We start from the raw sequence: 16,144 nt of genomic DNA on the forward strand, positions 1-16,144 counted from the left end.
CATTCAGGCAAAAGAAAGGGCGACCCGAGTCGCCCTTGTCATTTCGTTGCCAGCATCAGCTCTTCTTGCTGAGGGTGGCCAGATCCGCCGTGATGTTGGCCGCTTCCACCTGGTATTCGTCAGGTGCCTCGAAATCGGTCGGCAGTTCATCCAGGCTCTTCACCGTCGGCTTGCCAAGACGGGTCAGCCGCTCATTGGCTCGCGCCAGCGCCTTCTCGTCCTGTTTGGCCTGTTCAGCCAGCCGCTCGGCTTCGTTCAGGGAGACCGACTTCTTGTCCTTGTCCGCCTGATACTCCTTGATGTCCTGCAGCACATAGGCAAATTCCGGATCCTTGGTGATCCGTGCCTCGTGGGCCGCTTTCAGCTTGGGCAGCAGGCTGGAGAAGTCCCCCAGTCGCTCGTAGCTGGCCGAGGCAATCTTGTCCCAGGGCAAGGCGTTGAACTCGCGGCTCTCCCCCGTCTCCCCCGGCGCTACCGCAGTCGGGAAGGCGATATCGGGTGCAACTCCCTTGTTCTGGGTGCTGCCGCCATCGATACGGTAGAACTTGGCGATGGTGTACTGCACGTAACCCAGCGGCTGCTCGTAGAAGTCATAGACCTTGGCGAGGCTGCGATGCTGCTGCACCGTCCCCTTGCCGAACGAGTTTTCGCCGAGGATCAGCGCACGACCATAGTCCTGCATGGCGGCAGCGAAGATCTCGGAGGCCGAGGCGCTGTAGCGGTCGATCATCACCGACATGGGGCCACCGTAGTAGACATTGCCGTCGTCGTCGCCATTGACGGTGATGCGACCCATGTGATCACGGATCTGCACCACGGGGCCGCTGGCAAAGAAGAGACCGCTCAGGGCGGAAGCTTCCGTCAGGGCACCGCCACCGTTGCCGCGCAGATCGACGATGAGGCCGTCGATCTTCTGCTTGTTGAGGCTGGAGATCTCCTTGATCACGTCGTCGTGCAGGTTGACGTAGAAGCTCGGGATCTCGAGCACGCCGATCTTCTTGCCCTCGGCGGTGATCACCTTGGACTTGGCGGCTCTGTCTTCCAGACGCACCTTGTCACGCACCAGCTCCACCAGCTCGGTCTTGGCGGTCGCGCCCTTGCCGCGCTGGATCTCCAGCTTCACCTTGCTGCCCTTGGGCCCCTTGATGAGCTCGACCACGTCGTCAAGACGCCAGCCAATGACATCCACGATCTTACCGTCGTCCTGCCCCACACCGGTGATCTTGTCATCGGGTTTCAGGTGATTGGACTTGGCCGCCGGGCCGCCTGGCACCAGGGAGCGGATGACGGTAAAGTCATCTTCCGCCTGCAGCACGGCCCCAATCCCTTCCAGCGAGAGGTTCATCTCGGTGTTGAACCGATCGGCGCTGCGCGGAGACAGATAGCTGGTGTGCGGTTCGATGGCGCGGGCGAAGGAGTTCATGAAGAGCTGGAACACGTCCTCGCTCTCGGTCTGGGACATCCGCTTGATGGCGTTGTTGTAACGCTTGCCAAGCAGCTCCTTGATCTCGGGCCACTCCTTGCCGCTGAGCTTGAGGCTCAGGGCATCGAACTTGACCCGCTGACGCCACAGCTCGTTGAGCTCGGCTTCATCCTTGGGCCAGGGAGCCCCTTCCCGATCGAAGACGTAATTGTCTTTCTGGGTAAAATCGAAGGGAGTGTCGAGCAGTTTGAGGGCGTATTCGAACCGCTCGTACCGCCGCTGCTGACTCAGGTTGAACATCTCGTAGGCCGGAGCCAGTCGCCCTCGCTCGAGGTCGGTGTCAAAACCGGTACGATATTTCTCAAAACGGCTGATGTCAGAGGCCAGAAACAGGTTGCGGCTGTAGTCCAGATTCTCCAGATACTTGTCAAAGATCACGGAGGAAAAGGCGTCGTCCAGCTTGAACTGTTTGTAGTGGGAGCGGGTAAACAGATTGGCAATTCGCTTGCTGGCCGTAGCATGTTGGCTCTCTTGAGCCAACACAGGCAAATCACTTTCCTTGAGCACCGGCTCGATGGCCTGTGCGAGCCCGGCAAGCGCCAGGCTACAGGCAACGAGTGAAAAACGAATCACGCCATGCTTCAACATTCGTCTCCTTAGAGAACCAGATGCTCGAACTTGACCCGCAACATCATGCCGGTCTGCAATTGAACCTGTACGTCATCCTTGGTCACTTCCTTGATGGTCGCAGGCACAGGGGACTTGCCCAGCACGACGCGCACGCCCTGCTCGACTTTCAGGGTAGCGGCATCCACTTTCACCAGCGGCGCATCGGCGACCGGTGCAGCCTTGGGAGCAGGGGCGGACTTGGGCTTGTCGGAGCGGGGAGCGTCAGCCTTGCGCGGCGCGTTGCGACGCGGCTGCTTGGGCTTGTCTTCCTTCTCCTTGGTGTTGGTGCGGCGGCTGGCAAAGACACGTTCCTTGCTCTCCTTGAGCGCCTGTTTGGCATGCTCGATGTGCTCTTCGGTGAGCAGCTCGCCCGGGTTGCCGTCCAGATCGACACGGGCCTGGCCAGCCTTGAGGCCATGCAGGTAACGCCAGCTGGAGGTGTATTGACGCAGAGCAGAGCGCAGCATGGTCTTGGAGACTCTCTCGTCATCAGCAAGACGCGCGGCCAGATCCTGGAAGATGCCAATCTTGAGTGGCTTGGCCTCTCCTTCAGCGATGAAGCAGGCCGGGAATTTCTCGACCAGGTAGGCGACGATCTCTTTACTGTTCTTCAGCTTTTCAGTGTTTTCCATGTATAACCTTGGCTTTCATATAGACGCACGGGCATGCCCGAACACAACAAAGGCCCCATTATAGAGAGCTTGGGACCTTTTGCGAACCATCTAGCAATGACTTAGAGCATGCTTTCCAAAATTTGCACCGTTTCTTCGAGGCCAATCCGGTCCTGCTCGTCAAAGCGGTTAAAGATTGGACTGTCGATGTCCAGCACCCCGATGATCTCCCCGCCACGGCGCAGCGGGATCACGATTTCCGAGTTGCTGGCACCGTCGCACGCAATGTGCCCCGCGAACTGGTGCACGTCGTCCACCAGCTGGGTCTTGCCCTCGGCAACCGCAGTGCCACAGACGCCGCGCCCGACCGGGATGCGCACACAGGCCGGCTTGCCCTGGAACGGGCCGAGCACCAGGGTCTCGCCCTGCAGCAGGTAGAAACCAACCCAGTTGATGTCAGCCAGTTCCTGATTGAGCAGGGCAGACAGGTTTGCCAGGGTGGCGATCATGTCGGGTTCGCCCTCTAGCAATGCCTGGGCCTGCTGGTTGAGCGTGCGATAAAATGCTTGTTTTTCAATCATGATTAAATGAACTTCACTCTTTGATAATCAATGCAAGGTACCGTCCTGCCTGAAAATTTCAAATCAATTTTCATTTATCCCCCCTCCTGGGGCCCGATGAGAGTCCGTTCAACGTGCCGCGCCCAACGTCAGTTGATGGCGCTGGCCATTGCTCCACTCGATGGTCAAGAGCCAGTCCATCGCCTCTGCCGTACAACTTCCCACCTGGGTCACCCCTCGCCACCCCGCATCGCTGGCTTCAAACAGCACGGGGATGAGCCCCATGAACATCTCCTTGCCCTCGAGCCAGGCCTTGACCGGCGTAATGGCCGGCACACCCCCTTGAAGGCGCAGGACAAAGTCATGTTCAGGGCGGATCGGCAAGCCATCGATGCTGACCGTCAGCGGGCGATCCCCGACGATGAGGCGGCAGGGGCTGTGGGACAGATCACAAATCTGAACATTGGAGCCCTCTGCATGGTCGCTTCCTGTGCCTGAAAACCAGGTTCGATAGGCCATCAGGGAGAGCAAAATGACCAGCACCATGGACAGGTGGACGATTTTGCGTGAAGTGAGTCTCTCTTTCATGAAAAAACAGCTCTGTAAGGTACGTAGAAAATGTAATTTTCGTGATCTGGCTCAAGGTAAAAACTGGCGGACATGAGACCCGCTGGAGCCAAATATATCACTGTTTGTACTGTTATTTTACCGGTCATTTCAGTATCATTCTCAATGGATTTTCATTTAACCACCTTTTGCTTTTCCTTTTATTAACAGATGTTAACGAGGGGATTTTGCAAAACCGGGGTGAAAATGGCCCAGGACACCGGGCAACACTAACAACAGCATCGGAAGCGGAATACAACGATGAGCCATACAACAAACCACCCTGAGTACAACTACACCGTTGTGCGCCAGTTCACCGTCATGACGATTGTCTGGGGTATCGTCGGCATGTCGGTGGGTGTATTGATTGCAGCCCAGTTGATCTGGCCTGCCCTCAACTTCGACACCCCCTGGCTGACGTACAGCCGTCTGCGTCCCCTGCATACCAATGCGGTCATCTTCGCATTTGGTTGCAGCGCCCTGATGGCCACCTCCTTCTACGTGGTGCAACGCACCTGTCAGGTCCGGCTGTTTGGTGGTCCCCTCGCCTCCTTCGTGTTCTGGGGCTGGCAGGCGATCATTCTCTCCGCAGCCATCTCGCTGCCGCTGGGGTATACCACTTCAAAAGAGTACGCCGAGCTGGAGTGGCCCATCGACATCGCCATCGCCGTGGTCTGGGTGAGCTATGCCATCGTCTTCTTCGGCACCCTGGTCAAGCGCACCACCTCCCACATCTATGTGGCGAACTGGTTCTTCGGTGCCTTCATCATTACGGTGGCCGTGCTGCACATCGTCAACAACATGGAAGTGCCCCTTTCCGGCATGAAGTCCTACTCCATGTACTCCGGCGCCATGGATGCCATGGTGCAGTGGTGGTATGGCCACAACGCGGTGGGCTTCCTGCTGACGGCGGGCTTCCTTGGCATGATGTACTACTTCGTGCCCAAGCAGGCGGGTCGTCCCGTCTACTCCTACCGCCTCTCCATCGTGCACTTCTGGGCGCTGATCTCCCTCTATATCTGGGCCGGTCCGCACCACCTGCACTATACCGCCCTGCCTGACTGGGCCCAGTCGCTGGGCATGGTGATGTCCCTCATCCTGTTCGTGCCCTCCTGGGGCGGCATGATCAACGGCATCATGACCCTCTCGGGTGCTTGGCACAAGCTGCGTTATGACCCCATCCTGCGCTTCCTGATCGTCTCCCTGTCGTTCTACGGCATGTCGACCTTCGAAGGCCCCATGATGGCGATCAAGACCGTCAACGCCCTCTCCCACTACACCGACTGGACTATCGGTCACGTTCACTCCGGTGCCCTGGGCTGGGTTGCCATGGTGTCCATCGGTGCCGTCTACCACCTGATCCCGAACCTGTTCGGGCAGGGGCGCATGTACAGCATCAAGCTCATCAACGTCCACTTCTGGCTGGCCACCGTGGGCACCGTGCTCTATATCGTCGCCATGTGGATTTCCGGTGTGATGCAGGGCCTGATGTGGCGTGCGGTCAACGACGACGGCACCCTGACCTACAGCTTCGTGGAGGCGCTGCAAGCTTCCTATCCCTTCTACTTCGTGCGCTTCCTGGGTGGCTGCTTCTTCGTCACCGGCATGCTGCTGATGGCCTACAACGCCTATCGCACCGTCACTGCGCCCAAGGGTTCTCTGGAACCCGTCGCACAGCCAGCCTGATTTGAAGGGGTTTAAAGCATGAGCAACAACAACCGTCACGAGATTTTTGAAAAAAGCGTCCCCATGCTGGTGATTGGCATCATCTTCGCCATCAGCCTGGGGGGCCTGGTGGAAATCACCCCCCTGTTCTTCCAGAAGCAGACCAACGAGCCGGTGGAGGGCCTCAAGCCCTACACCGCCCTGCAGATGGAAGGACGCGACATCTACATCCGCGAAGGCTGCACCGTCTGCCACAGCCAGATGATCCGCCCGTTCCGCGCCGAGACCGAACGCTACGGCCACTACTCGGTTGCCGGCGAGAGCGTCTGGGAGCACCCCTTCCTGTGGGGCTCCAAGCGTACCGGCCCGGATCTGGCCCGGGTCGGCGGCCGCTACTCCGATGACTGGCATCGCGCCCACCTCATCAACCCGCGTGACGTGGTGCCCGAGTCCAACATGCCGGCCTTCCCCTGGCTCGAGACCAATGTGCTGAGCGGCGAGTTGACTGGCAAGAAGCTGGCTCTGTTCCGGGATCACTTCGGCGTGCCCTATACCGATGCCGACATCGCTGGCGCCGGTGAGGCCGTCAAGGGCAAGACCGAGCTGGATGCGCTGATCGCCTATCTGCAATCACTGGGCCATGCCCTGAAATAAGGAGTCGGGATATGGATTACGGCACATTTCGCGGCCTGTACACCCTGCTGCTGATGGTCATCATGATTGGCATCATCGTCTGGGCCTACAGCAAGCGCCGCAAGGCTTCTTTCGACGAGGCCGCCAACCTGGTTTTTGCCGATGACGAGCAACCCCGTGCTGATAACAAGAACGCAGGAGCGAAGCAATAATGAGCACTCTGTTTAGCATTTTTGTGACCGTCATAAGCCTTGGCACCATTCTCGGCTGCTTCCTGCTGCTGGCCTGGTGCATGAAGGACAAGATGGGGGCCGAAGAGGGCAAACCCATGGGTCACACCTTCGACGGCATCGAGGAGATCAACAATCCCCTGCCGAAGTGGTGGTCCTATATGTTCCTCTTCTTCATCGTCACCGGGCTCATCTACCTGCTCGCCTTCCCGGGCCTTGGCAACTTCAAGGGTCTGCTGGGCTGGCAGAGCTCCAACCAGGATGTACGTTCCCTGGCCGAGTCCAAGGCAGCGGCGGCTTCCGCCAAGGCCGAAGGACGCGCGGTGGAATACGATCGGGAACTTGCCAAGGCCGACGAGATCTACGGCGCCAAGTTCCGCGAGCTGACCTATCAGGCTGACGGCAAGAGCTACAAGGAGATCACCGAGATCGCCAAGGATCCGGAAGCCCTGAAGGTGGGTCAGCGCCTGTTCCTGCAAAACTGTTCCCAGTGTCATGGCTCCGATGCCCGCGGTGGCCGCGGTTTCCCGAACCTGACCGACAGCGAATGGCAGTGGGGCGGCGCACCCGACCAGATCAAGACCACCATCATGGGCGGTCGTCAGGGTATCATGGCCGCTTGGGGCGAGATCCTGGGTCAGGACGGGGTGAAGGAGGTGGCCTCCTATGTGCTGAGCCTCTCCGGTCGCAAGGTTGATCTGGTGGAAGCCAAGAAAGGGGAAGCACGCTTTGCCATGTGCGCCGCCTGCCACGGCCCGGATGCCAAGGGCGGCATCGCCTTCGGCGCCCCCGACTTGACCAACAACATCTGGCTCTATGGCGGCTCCCGTCAGGTGGTCGAACAGACCATCACCCACGGTCGTCACGGCGTGATGCCGGCCTGGAAGGACATTCTGGGGGAAGACAAGGTACATCTGCTCGCCTCCTACGTTTACAGCTTGTCCCACAACGATCGGCAAAATCAGCAGTAACATGTGATAAGCACGTGATTAATCAGCAAAAAGCCTCGACTCTTCGAGGCTTTTTGTTATCTTGTGTTGGCTGAATTACCGCCATTTCGTTAACCATTTGTTTCGGTAGCATCATGACCCAACCCTGGTATCGCCAATTCTGGCCCTGGTTCATCATCGCCCTCCCCTGCGCCGCCGTGGTAGGCAGCATCGCCACCGCCATCATTGCCAGCAAGGATGGGGTCAACCTGGTAGCGGAGGACTACTACAAGCAGGGCAAGGAGATTAATCAGGATCTCAGCAAGTTCGATCGCGCCGAGGCGCTCGGCATCCGTATCGCCCTCAATGTCAGCGACAAGGAGCTGACGTTAAATCCACTGTCCGGGGATTTCCCCCTCGGGCAGGCACTGCACCTCTCCCTGTTTCATCCCACGTTGGCGGGCCTGGACAGCGAACATCTGCTGACGGCCGATGGCAAGGGAGTCTATCGCCTGATGCTGGACAAGCCCCTCACCGGCAAGTGGCACGTGCGGGTCGATGCCTTCAACCATGAATGGCGCCTCCAGGAGACGGCACAACTGCCGACTCAGGCAGCGATTGAGCTCGATCCCAAGGGACGTTGAATCACGAAGGCAGGGTGATCGGCACGCCGGTCAGCCACCCTTCTCCCCGACCCGGCCTGCTGGGCTGCATCAAAGAGGGATGATCACCATGACCGGCTGTTTTCACTGTGGTGAACCGGTTCCCACTGGCAGTAACTTTACTCTCGAGATCAAAGGCATCGTTCAGCCGATGTGTTGCCCTGGCTGTCAGGCCGTGGCACAGACCATTCTCGAATGCGGCCTCGCCAGTTATTACGAACACCGCACCGCTCCCGGCATCAAGGGGGAACTGGTGCCCGAAGAGCTCGCCGCCCTCACCCACTACGATCTGGCGGAGGTGCAGCAGGAGTTCGTCACCGACACCGGTACGGGTCGCGAAACTACGCGCGAGATCCAACTGACGGTGGAAGGTTTGACCTGCGCCGCCTGTGCCTGGCTCATCGAGCGGCACCTGATGACCCTGCGCGGTCTGCGTTACATCAACGTCAATACCACCACCCATCGCGCCCGCATCAAGTGGGATCCGGCCCAGCTCTCTTTGAGCGACATTCTCAAGGGCTTTGCCAGGGTCGGCTATCGCGCCTATCCCTTCCAGACTCATCAGCAGGAAGCGCTCTACGCCAAAGAGGTGCGCAGCTACATGTTCCGCATGGCGCTGGCCGGCCTTGGCTCCATGCAGGTGATGATGTGCGCCGTAGCACTCTACATGGACCTCTTCATCAGCGTGGAAGAGGAGTTCATGATCTACTTCAAGTGGATAAGCCTTCTGCTCTCCACCCCCATCATGATCTACTCGGCCCAGCCTTTTTACGTGGGGGCATGGCGCAGCCTGAAGCAGGGGCACCTCTCCATGGATGTTTCGGTGTCGCTGGCACTGATCGGCGCCTTCGTCGCCTCCATCTGGGCCACGGTCTTCAACACGGGTGAGGTCTATTACGACTCCATCACCATGTTCGTCTTTTTCCTGCTGTTGGGCCGTCTGCTGGAACTGCGAGCGAGGCGCAAGGCGTCGGAGTCGAGCTCCAACCTGGCGCGCCTGGTACCCATCATGGCAACCCGCATCGATGATGACGGCGAACACGAGGTGGCCGCCAAGACGCTGCGAGTCGGAGACAGGGTGCGGGTACTCGCGGGGGCCACCCTGCCGGCAGACGGCATCGTCACCCTGGGCCAGGCCAGCCTCAACGAATCCATGCTGACTGGCGAACAGTTGCCTCTGCTCAAACAGGCCGGAGATCCCGTCTATGCAGGCACCATCAACACCGATGCCCCCCTGGAGATCCGGGTCAGCCATTCCATTGAAGAGTCGCGCCTGGCCCAGATCATGCGCCTGCAGGATCATGCTCTGGACGACAAGCCCGCCATCGCCCAGCTGGCGGACGTGCTGTCGCGCCACTTTATCCTGGTGCTCCTGATCATTGCGGCCGGGGTCTGGACCTTCTGGCATTTTCATGAGCCCGAGCGGGCCTTCTGGGTCACCCTGGCGGTGCTGGTGGCGACCTGCCCCTGCGCCCTCTCGCTGGCCACCCCGACCGCACTGACCTCGGCCACTGCCAACCTGACCCGCAGCGGCATCCTACTGCGCCGCGGCCACGTGCTGGACATTCTGACCCGGGCCAACCGCATCGTGATGGACAAGACGGGGACCCTGACCACGGGCAACATCAGCCTGGTGAGCACCCAGCCCCTCGGCGAGCTCGACGCAGCCCGCTGCCTCGCCCTCGCCCAGGCCCTGGAGACCTATTCCGAGCATCCCATCGCCCGTGCGTTTCGAAGCAAACCACTGGCGGACGGGGTGCCGCTCGCCGCCAGCGACGTCACCCCCGTCATCGGCCACGGCGTGCAGGGAGTAATTGAGGGCAAGCATTACCGCATCGGCAGTGCACGCTGGCTCGAACTGGCGCAAGAAGAGAATGCCGCTCAAGGGCTGACCATCTATCTGGCCGATGAACACGGACTGCTGGCCCGTTTCATCCTGGCCGACACGCTGCGCCCCGATGCCGGTGCACTGATCCAGGCCTTCAAGGAGGCAGGCCTGCAAACCACCATTCTCACCGGCGACGGTTCGGACCAGGCGGACATGCTGGCCCGCGAGCTGGGGGTCGATGAGCTGGTAAAAGGGGTCACCCCGGACGGCAAGCTGGCCTATCTCAAGGCCCGGGAAGCGGCCGGGGATATCAGCATCATGGTGGGAGATGGCATCAACGACGCCCCTGTGCTGGCCGGCGCCCACGCGTCCTTTGCCATGGCGGGGGGCACGGATCTGGCCAAGAACAGTGCCGACGCCATCCTGCTGGCCGACGATCTCTCCCGTCTGCTGGCCGCCCGGGCCCTGGCCCTGCGAACTCGCAAGATCATCAAGGAGAACTTTGCCTGGTCCATCGGCTACAACCTGCTTGTGCTGCCGCTGGCTGCAAGTGGCTGGCTCCCCCCTTATCTGGCGGCTGCTGGCATGTCCCTGAGCTCCCTCATCGTGGTCACCAACTCCATGCGGCTCAACCGGTGAGCAGCCATCTGGCATCCTCCCGGGTGGCGGCACCTCTTGCCTCGCCGGGTTATCATCCCCCTTTCACCACAGGGTCCACGCCATGAACATTATCTTCGTCCTCATCCCCATCGCCATCCTGTTCGTTGTCATTGCCGGCGCCGTCTTCTTCTGGGCCATCCGCTCCGAGCAGTTCGAGGATCTCGACAGGCAGGGCTCCAACATCCTGTTTGACGAGGAGCAGCGCCCCTTGCCCCCCTCTGAACAACAAGCAGAACAGGAAAACGGGCCCCATGACCAGCAGCCTTGACCTCATGGGCGCCCTGCTGGTCGGGCTTGCCGGTGCCGGCCACTGTATCGGCATGTGTGGCGGCGTGTCCGCAGCGCTCTCCATGGCCATACCTGCCGAGAAGCAGCATTTTTGGGGCAGGCTCGGTTATCTGCTCAACTACAACCTGGGGCGCATCCTGAGCTATGTGCTGGCGGGCGCGCTGGTGGGCGGCTTGCTCGCCACCACCACGGAGATAGGCGCTGGCAAACACGCCCTGGCAGGGCTTCGCCTCATCGCCGCCCTGCTGATGATAGCGCTCGGCCTCTACTTGGCTGGCTGGTGGCATGGCGTCTTGCTGCTCGAGCGCATCGGTGCGAAGTTCTGGCCTCTCATCAAGCCGCTGGCAGGCAGGTTTCTCCCGTTTACATCAGCCAGGCAGGCCCTCCCCTTTGGCATGATATGGGGCTGGCTCCCTTGCGGCCTCGTCTACTCCATGCTGACCTGGAGCGCTGCCGCAGGCTCCGCGAGTGGCGGGGCACTCATCATGCTCTTTTTCGGCCTCGGCACCCTGCCGACCCTGTTTGCGCTAGGGGGGCTGGCAGACCGATTGCGCTACTGGCTCACCCTGCGCAGCCTGCGCCTTGGGGGCGCCTTGCTGCTTATTGCCTACGGGATCCACACCCTCTGGATCGGGATGGCGTCCTTTTGAAACCCTATCCAAAACGGATGAGATGGTGGTAAACTTGTTTGATATAAATCAATTATTCATTTGAGCCTATGATCCCGGACAAGAAACCTGGCAGACGTATTCAGAGCGGTGGCTGTGCAATTCATTGCCAGGATTGCAGCATCAGCCAGCTCTGCATCCCCTTCACCCTGAACGATAACGAGCTCGATCAGCTCGACAGCATCATCGAGCGCAAAAAGCCGTTCCAGAAGGGTGAAGAGTTGTTCAAGGCCGGCGATGAGCTCAAGTCGCTCTATGCCATACGTTCCGGGACCATCAAGTCATACACCATCACCGAACAGGGTGACGAACAGATCACCGCCTTCCACCTCGCCGGTGATCTGGTCGGTTTCGACGCCATCCACAAGCAGGCCCACCCCTCCTTCGCCCAGGCGCTGGAAACCGCCATGGTGTGCGAAATACCGTTCGATGTGCTCGACGACCTCTCTGGCAAGATGCCCAAACTGCGCCAGCAGATCATGCGGCTGATGAGCAACGAGATCATGGGCGACCAGGAGATGATACTGCTGCTCTCCAAAAAGAACGCCGAAGAGCGCCTCGCTGCCTTCCTGCACAATCTCTCGGTTCGTTTCTCCGAGCGCGGCTTCTCCGCCAAGGAGTTCCGCCTCTCCATGACCCGTGGAGACATCGGCAACTACCTCGGTCTCACCGTCGAGACCATCAGCCGCCTGCTGGGCCGTTTCCAGAAATCCGGTCTCATCAGCGTCAAAGGCAAATACATTACTGTACTGGACAACGTTGCCTTGGGCGTCATGGCCGGAGCCACTCGTCCTCCCTGCGGTTAATCCCCGTTTATTCCCTTTTTTGCCGGATCGGATCACCCTGAAATTTGATCCGGCACACCTTCCCGTCTCCCCCCTTGGACTAAGCTGTAATAGCTAAAGAGTTGCCATCATTGGCCTTTTTACCAAGGAGGAGAACATGGTCAAGTACCGAAACATTCTGGTGGTGATCAATCCCGAGGAGGAGCGCCAGATCGCGCTCGAGCGCGCGGTCAAGGTCGCCGAGCTGGATGAGGGCGCCCAGCTGACCCTGCTCCTGACGATTTACGACTTCTCTTACGAGATGACCGCCATGCTCTCGGCAGACGAGCGGGAAGAGATGCGCCATGGTGTCATCGCCCAGCGTCGGGAGTGGCTCGACGAGATCCTCACTCCCTATCGGGCCAGAGGACTGGAATGCGAAGTGAAAGTGCTCTGGCACAACCGTCCCTTCGAGTGCGTCATTCAGGAAGTGCTGGAACAGCGTCACGATCTGGTCGTCAAGGCGACTCACAAGCACTCCTTCCTGCAAACCTTCATCTTCACCCCCACCGACTGGCACCTGCTGCGCAAATGCCCCTGTCCGGTTCTGCTGGTAAAAGAAGGGCACTGGCAACGGGGGGGCAACCTGATTGCCGCCATCAACTGCTCGAGCGATGACAAGGAGCAGAAGGTGCTCAACGAGCGGATCACCCGCGAGGGGATCGCCATCGCCGAGCTGCTTGGTGCCAGTCTCTATCTGGTCAACACCTACCCGGGCACCCCGGTCAATGTCGCCATCGAACTGCCAGAGTTCGATCCCAACGCCTACAACGATGCCATTCGCAAACACCATGAAGATCTGCTGCGGGAGCATGCCGATCAGTTCGGCATCAACCACATGTGGACCAAGGTGGCGGAAGGCTTGCCGGAGGAGGTGCTGCCGGACATGGCGGACGATCTGAATGCCACCCTGATGATCATGGGATGCGTCGGCCGTACCGGCCTCTCTGCCGCCCTGCTTGGCAACACCGCCGAGCACGTGGTGGACAGGCTCAACTGCGACATTCTCATCCTCAAACCCGACGATTACAGCAGCCCTGTGGATGACAGGCGTCATCCTGCATAAGCGTTTCTTGCCCTCCCCCGGGACATGGCTATAATAAGCCGCTTATTTTTGTCCCGGGTTTGAGGCCATGCTAGAAGAGCTTAACGCCAAAGAGAAATACAGTTTCAACAAGCTGCAGAAACGCCTGCGGCGCAACGTGGGCCAGGCCATCGCCGACTTCAACATGATTGAAGAGGGTGACAAGATCATGGTCTGCCTGTCTGGCGGCAAGGACAGCTTTGCCATGCTCGACATCCTGATGAGCCTGAAGGCCAGCGCCCCCATCCATTTCGATCTGGTGGCCGTCAACCTGGATCAGAAGCAACCCGGCTTCCCCGAGCACGTGCTGCCCGAATACCTGAGCACCCTCGGCATCGACTTCAAGATCGTGGAAGAAGATACCTACTCCATCGTCAAGGAGAAGGTACCGGAGGGCAAGACCACCTGCGCGCTCTGCTCCCGCCTGCGCCGCGGCATTCTGTATCGCACCGCCCAGGAGCTGGGTTGCACCAAGATCGCCCTTGGCCATCACCGTGACGACATCCTCGAGACTCTGTTCCTCAACATGTTCTACGGTGGCAAGCTCAAATCCATGCCCCCCAAGCTGGTGAGCGACGATGGCAAGAACGTGGTGATCCGCCCCCTGGCCTACTGCAAGGAGAAAGATCTGGTGCGCTATGCCGAGGTCAAGGCCTTCCCCATCATCCCCTGCAACCTGTGCGGCTCCCAGGAGAACCTGCAGCGCCAGGCCATCAAACAGATGATGCAGGAGTGGGATCGCCGCTTCCCAGGCCGTCTCGAGACCATGTTCACCGCCATTCAGGACGTGATCCCGAGCCACCTGCTCGATCACCAGCTGTTTGACTTCAAGAGCATCAATCGCGACTCCGGCATCATCGACGGTGGCGACAAGGCATTTGATCCGCCCGAGCTGCCCAAGGTGCCGCTGCTGGACATCGACGAGATGGACATGCTGGACGTGATTGAGGTGCGCTAAGCCCCGTCACCCACAAAAAAGGAGCGCCAGGCGCTCCTTTTTTCATTCTGGCAATCTGCGGACTCGGGTCGCTACTCCTTGTGTAGCCAGGGGGTCAGGCGCAGGATCTCCCCTTGCAGTTGCAGCTTGCCCTGGGCAAACCCCTTCAGCTGCGCATTGCTGAGCAGCAGTTGCCCCTGCTGCCAGGAGACGGCCTCCTGACGGGCACCCTCCACAAGGTAGGCTGTGCCTGCGGGCGCCACCATGGAGATCCGCACCCCTTCCATCTTGGGCAGGAAATACTGGCCGACCATGCCGGCCATCTTGTCGAGCAATCGCTGCATCTGCTGCTGACGCGAGACAAGTTCGGCCAGCGGCACCTCGGGTGTGGCGGGGGCGTCAGCCATCACCTGTACCGACAGATCACAGGCGGCGTGGGCCTCGGTGAGCCCCACCACCACGATCGCCTTGTCGAGGTTGAGATCTTCGTCATAGGGCAGACGCAGTTCGCCATCCACCGTGACCTCGGCGGGCACATCCCTGTCCGGGGTCGAGACCCGGGCCGAGGTGAGCCCGCAGCGCCGACCGTTCTGTTGACTGGCCAGATAAAAGCCCAGTCTGGCGTGGCCGAACTCCCCCTTGGCGAAGGTCTTCATCTGGCTGTAGAAGGTGCCGTAGTCGAGTTCAAGGGACGGCTCAGCCTGTCCCAGCATGGGTACCAGCAGGAGCGCCGCCATCCCGTATCGCTTGTTCATATGCCATCCTTTTGCATCACGCTCCGGGCGGGTCGACACCGGCTGACCCCCTGGTATCCCGTTATGCGTTGAAATGATCCGGGCCCTGCCCGCCGTTGCCACTGGCAACCTCGGTCACTTCGACTGCCACCCCACACAGATCCCGGTAGAGAATGCCCTTGCAGTTGAAGTAGAGCGGCGCCACCCAGATAAGTCCCAGCCCCATGGGGATGAGCGCCAGGAAGAAGAGTGCCAGCATGACCCCGTGCAGCAGCACTATGCTGGGCCATCCCCGGGCAAAGAGCTTGAGGGATACCAGAATGGCCTGAGCCGGGGAAAGACCGCGCTCCAGCACCAGAGGTACGGTAAACACCAGCCCCATGCCCACCAGGGCGGAAGGGATGAAGGCCAGCATCACCGGCACGCCCAGCAGCTCGAACAGGGGGCCAAACAGGCTGGTGATGAGGCTGCCGAGCAGACTCAGGCTGCCCAGGCGCAGGAAGTGGCGGAAGAAGTCGAACACCTGGCTCGGCCGGGCGCGTACCCCCACCGACTGCTGCAACCCCAGCATGTCGAGGGAGGAGGTCATGGGTGACATGATCACCGTGACCAGCAGGCTCAGGATCAGGGCCATATCCATATCCCCTCCTTCACGGGCGACATAGGGCGTCAGCAAGGTATTGCTCAGCAGGATCCAGATTGCCATGACCCCGGCGATGGCCAGCGCCAATCCGAAACCGGTGCGACGAGTCTGTTGCCACCCCTCTTTCAACACCCCTTGCAGGTCCAGACGATATCCCTGGCTGAGGGACTGTTCGAGGGTTCCACCGATCCGCATTCTATTACTCAATTGACTGTCCAACATTCACTGACGACTGATCCAAGGTGGCACATTATAGCGGTTTGAACCGGCATGCGTAGCCGTTTTTCCTGTTATCTTCCGTTCAGAAAGCCATTGATACCAAAGGCCTTGCAGCCCTACTTGATGAAGTTCCCCTCACCCTTGGCCCCTCTGTCCAACGGGAGTAGGATGTTGACATCCTCCCCCACCTTAGAGCTTCGCGTCACAGGAGGGGGATTCCCATTACTGGGTGATAGCTGCTCGCGCAGTACCGGGTTCCTGCTTCATCGGG

General features: G+C 59.9%; 18 protein-coding genes. 12 read left to right on the plus strand and 6 right to left on the minus strand.

The window, feature by feature from the left end; translation table 11 throughout:
- Nucleotides 1-55 precede the first annotated feature (55 nt).
- The 4 genes from prc to PG896_RS01855 form a co-directional block, all read right to left on the minus strand.
- Entirely contained in the window at nt 56-2,071 is a 2,016-nt protein-coding gene (gene prc / locus PG896_RS01840; protein WP_247631742.1) for a carboxy terminal-processing peptidase, read from the minus strand.
- Nucleotides 2,072-2,079: 8 nt separating this feature from the next.
- On the minus strand, nt 2,080-2,724 hold the full coding sequence (proQ, locus tag PG896_RS01845) for an RNA chaperone ProQ (RefSeq protein WP_010674770.1): 645 nt from the start codon (nt 2,722-2,724) through the stop codon (nt 2,080-2,082).
- 101 nt (nt 2,725-2,825) lie between these two features.
- The gene (locus PG896_RS01850; protein ID WP_010674771.1) at nt 2,826-3,284 is read right to left on the minus strand and encodes a GAF domain-containing protein; all 459 of its coding nucleotides are present in this window, start codon (nt 3,282-3,284) and stop codon (nt 2,826-2,828) included.
- Nucleotides 3,285-3,392: 108 nt separating this feature from the next.
- Nucleotides 3,393-3,851, minus strand: a complete 459-nt coding sequence (locus PG896_RS01855) for a hypothetical protein (RefSeq protein ID WP_010674772.1) — start codon at nt 3,849-3,851, stop codon at nt 3,393-3,395.
- 41 nt (nt 3,852-3,892) lie between these two features.
- Between PG896_RS01855 and PG896_RS01860 the strand changes: the two genes are divergently transcribed.
- The 12 genes from PG896_RS01860 (at nt 3,893) to ttcA (ending at nt 14,298) form a co-directional block, all read left to right on the plus strand.
- Nucleotides 3,893-4,156 (plus strand): hypothetical protein, encoded by a 264-nt coding sequence (locus PG896_RS01860; RefSeq protein ID WP_125117269.1) that lies wholly within the window; start codon nt 3,893-3,895, stop codon nt 4,154-4,156.
- Nucleotides 4,131-5,555 carry a cytochrome-c oxidase, cbb3-type subunit I gene (gene ccoN / locus PG896_RS01865; RefSeq protein WP_010674773.1) on the plus strand — a complete coding sequence of 475 codons (1,425 nt, stop codon included), beginning with the start codon at nt 4,131-4,133 and terminating at the stop codon, nt 5,553-5,555. The genes PG896_RS01860 and ccoN overlap by 26 nt, the downstream gene beginning before the upstream one ends.
- Before the next feature lie 18 nt (nt 5,556-5,573).
- The gene (gene ccoO, locus PG896_RS01870) at nt 5,574-6,188 is read left to right on the plus strand and encodes a cytochrome-c oxidase, cbb3-type subunit II (RefSeq protein WP_010674774.1); all 615 of its coding nucleotides are present in this window, start codon (nt 5,574-5,576) and stop codon (nt 6,186-6,188) included.
- Between the two features lie 11 nt (nt 6,189-6,199).
- The gene (locus PG896_RS01875; protein WP_202040249.1) at nt 6,200-6,379 is read left to right on the plus strand and encodes a cbb3-type cytochrome oxidase subunit 3; all 180 of its coding nucleotides are present in this window, start codon (nt 6,200-6,202) and stop codon (nt 6,377-6,379) included.
- A complete protein-coding gene (gene ccoP / locus PG896_RS01880; RefSeq protein WP_010674776.1) occupies nt 6,379-7,368 on the plus strand; it encodes a cytochrome-c oxidase, cbb3-type subunit III in 990 nt (329 codons plus the stop codon). Before PG896_RS01875 ends, ccoP begins: the two co-directional genes overlap by 1 nt.
- A gap of 113 nt (nt 7,369-7,481) precedes the next feature.
- Nucleotides 7,482-7,970: a FixH family protein gene (locus tag PG896_RS01885; RefSeq protein WP_010674777.1), complete on the plus strand. Its 489-nt coding sequence runs from the start codon at nt 7,482-7,484 to the stop codon at nt 7,968-7,970.
- Nucleotides 7,971-8,058: 88 nt separating this feature from the next.
- Complete coding sequence (locus PG896_RS01890; protein ID WP_029314548.1) at nt 8,059-10,455, plus strand: heavy metal translocating P-type ATPase; 2,397 nt, start codon at nt 8,059-8,061, stop codon at nt 10,453-10,455.
- Between the two features lie 82 nt (nt 10,456-10,537).
- Nucleotides 10,538-10,744: a cbb3-type cytochrome oxidase assembly protein CcoS gene (gene ccoS / locus PG896_RS01895; protein ID WP_010674779.1), complete on the plus strand. Its 207-nt coding sequence runs from the start codon at nt 10,538-10,540 to the stop codon at nt 10,742-10,744.
- On the plus strand, nt 10,728-11,414 hold the full coding sequence (locus tag PG896_RS01900) for a sulfite exporter TauE/SafE family protein (RefSeq protein ID WP_010674780.1): 687 nt from the start codon (nt 10,728-10,730) through the stop codon (nt 11,412-11,414). The genes ccoS and PG896_RS01900 overlap by 17 nt, the downstream gene beginning before the upstream one ends.
- A 68-nt stretch (nt 11,415-11,482) precedes the next feature.
- The gene (locus tag PG896_RS01905; RefSeq protein WP_010674781.1) at nt 11,483-12,238 is read left to right on the plus strand and encodes an FNR family transcription factor; all 756 of its coding nucleotides are present in this window, start codon (nt 11,483-11,485) and stop codon (nt 12,236-12,238) included.
- A 136-nt stretch (nt 12,239-12,374) separates the two neighbouring features.
- Nucleotides 12,375-13,322 (plus strand): universal stress protein UspE, encoded by a 948-nt coding sequence (uspE, locus tag PG896_RS01910; RefSeq protein ID WP_010674782.1) that lies wholly within the window; start codon nt 12,375-12,377, stop codon nt 13,320-13,322.
- Between the two features lie 67 nt (nt 13,323-13,389).
- Nucleotides 13,390-14,298, plus strand: coding sequence for a tRNA 2-thiocytidine(32) synthetase TtcA (gene ttcA, locus PG896_RS01915; RefSeq protein WP_052814627.1), 909 nt, complete (start codon nt 13,390-13,392; stop codon nt 14,296-14,298).
- A 71-nt stretch (nt 14,299-14,369) separates the two neighbouring features.
- Here ttcA and PG896_RS01920 read toward each other — a convergent pair whose 3' ends face one another.
- Entirely contained in the window at nt 14,370-15,032 is a 663-nt protein-coding gene (locus PG896_RS01920) for a DUF2987 domain-containing protein (RefSeq protein WP_270835331.1), read from the minus strand.
- Between the two features lie 61 nt (nt 15,033-15,093).
- The gene (locus tag PG896_RS01925) at nt 15,094-15,849 is read right to left on the minus strand and encodes a hypothetical protein (protein ID WP_053288443.1); all 756 of its coding nucleotides are present in this window, start codon (nt 15,847-15,849) and stop codon (nt 15,094-15,096) included.
- Nucleotides 15,850-16,144 lie beyond the last annotated feature (295 nt).

This window comes from Aeromonas sp. QDB30 (assembly GCF_027707645.1).
In the GTDB taxonomy this organism is placed as follows: Bacteria; Pseudomonadota; Gammaproteobacteria; order Enterobacterales; family Aeromonadaceae; genus Aeromonas; species Aeromonas caviae.

Excerpts from the sequence above, each read along its gene's own strand:
- uspE (WP_010674782.1), top strand. The coding sequence starts at position 12,375 with ATGGTCAAGTACCGAAACATTCTGGTGGTGATCAATCCCGAGGAGGAG.
- proQ (WP_010674770.1), bottom strand. The coding sequence starts at position 2,724 with ATGGAAAACACTGAAAAGCTGAAGAACAGTAAAGAGATCGTCGCCTAC.
- PG896_RS01855 (WP_010674772.1), bottom strand. The coding sequence starts at position 3,851 with ATGAAAGAGAGACTCACTTCACGCAAAATCGTCCACCTGTCCATGGTG.
- PG896_RS01900 (WP_010674780.1), top strand. The coding sequence starts at position 10,728 with ATGACCAGCAGCCTTGACCTCATGGGCGCCCTGCTGGTCGGGCTTGCC.
- PG896_RS01890 (WP_029314548.1), top strand. The coding sequence starts at position 8,059 with ATGACCGGCTGTTTTCACTGTGGTGAACCGGTTCCCACTGGCAGTAAC.
- ccoS (WP_010674779.1), top strand. The coding sequence starts at position 10,538 with ATGAACATTATCTTCGTCCTCATCCCCATCGCCATCCTGTTCGTTGTC.
- ccoN (WP_010674773.1), top strand. The coding sequence starts at position 4,131 with ATGAGCCATACAACAAACCACCCTGAGTACAACTACACCGTTGTGCGC.
- PG896_RS01925 (WP_053288443.1), bottom strand. The coding sequence starts at position 15,849 with ATGCGGATCGGTGGAACCCTCGAACAGTCCCTCAGCCAGGGATATCGT.
- ttcA (WP_052814627.1), top strand. The coding sequence starts at position 13,390 with ATGCTAGAAGAGCTTAACGCCAAAGAGAAATACAGTTTCAACAAGCTG.
- PG896_RS01920 (WP_270835331.1), bottom strand. The coding sequence starts at position 15,032 with ATGAACAAGCGATACGGGATGGCGGCGCTCCTGCTGGTACCCATGCTG.
- PG896_RS01885 (WP_010674777.1), top strand. The coding sequence starts at position 7,482 with ATGACCCAACCCTGGTATCGCCAATTCTGGCCCTGGTTCATCATCGCC.
- PG896_RS01850 (WP_010674771.1), bottom strand. The coding sequence starts at position 3,284 with ATGATTGAAAAACAAGCATTTTATCGCACGCTCAACCAGCAGGCCCAG.
- PG896_RS01905 (WP_010674781.1), top strand. The coding sequence starts at position 11,483 with ATGATCCCGGACAAGAAACCTGGCAGACGTATTCAGAGCGGTGGCTGT.
- ccoO (WP_010674774.1), top strand. The coding sequence starts at position 5,574 with ATGAGCAACAACAACCGTCACGAGATTTTTGAAAAAAGCGTCCCCATG.
- ccoP (WP_010674776.1), top strand. The coding sequence starts at position 6,379 with ATGAGCACTCTGTTTAGCATTTTTGTGACCGTCATAAGCCTTGGCACC.
- prc (WP_247631742.1), bottom strand. The coding sequence starts at position 2,071 with ATGTTGAAGCATGGCGTGATTCGTTTTTCACTCGTTGCCTGTAGCCTG.
- PG896_RS01875 (WP_202040249.1), top strand. The coding sequence starts at position 6,200 with ATGGATTACGGCACATTTCGCGGCCTGTACACCCTGCTGCTGATGGTC.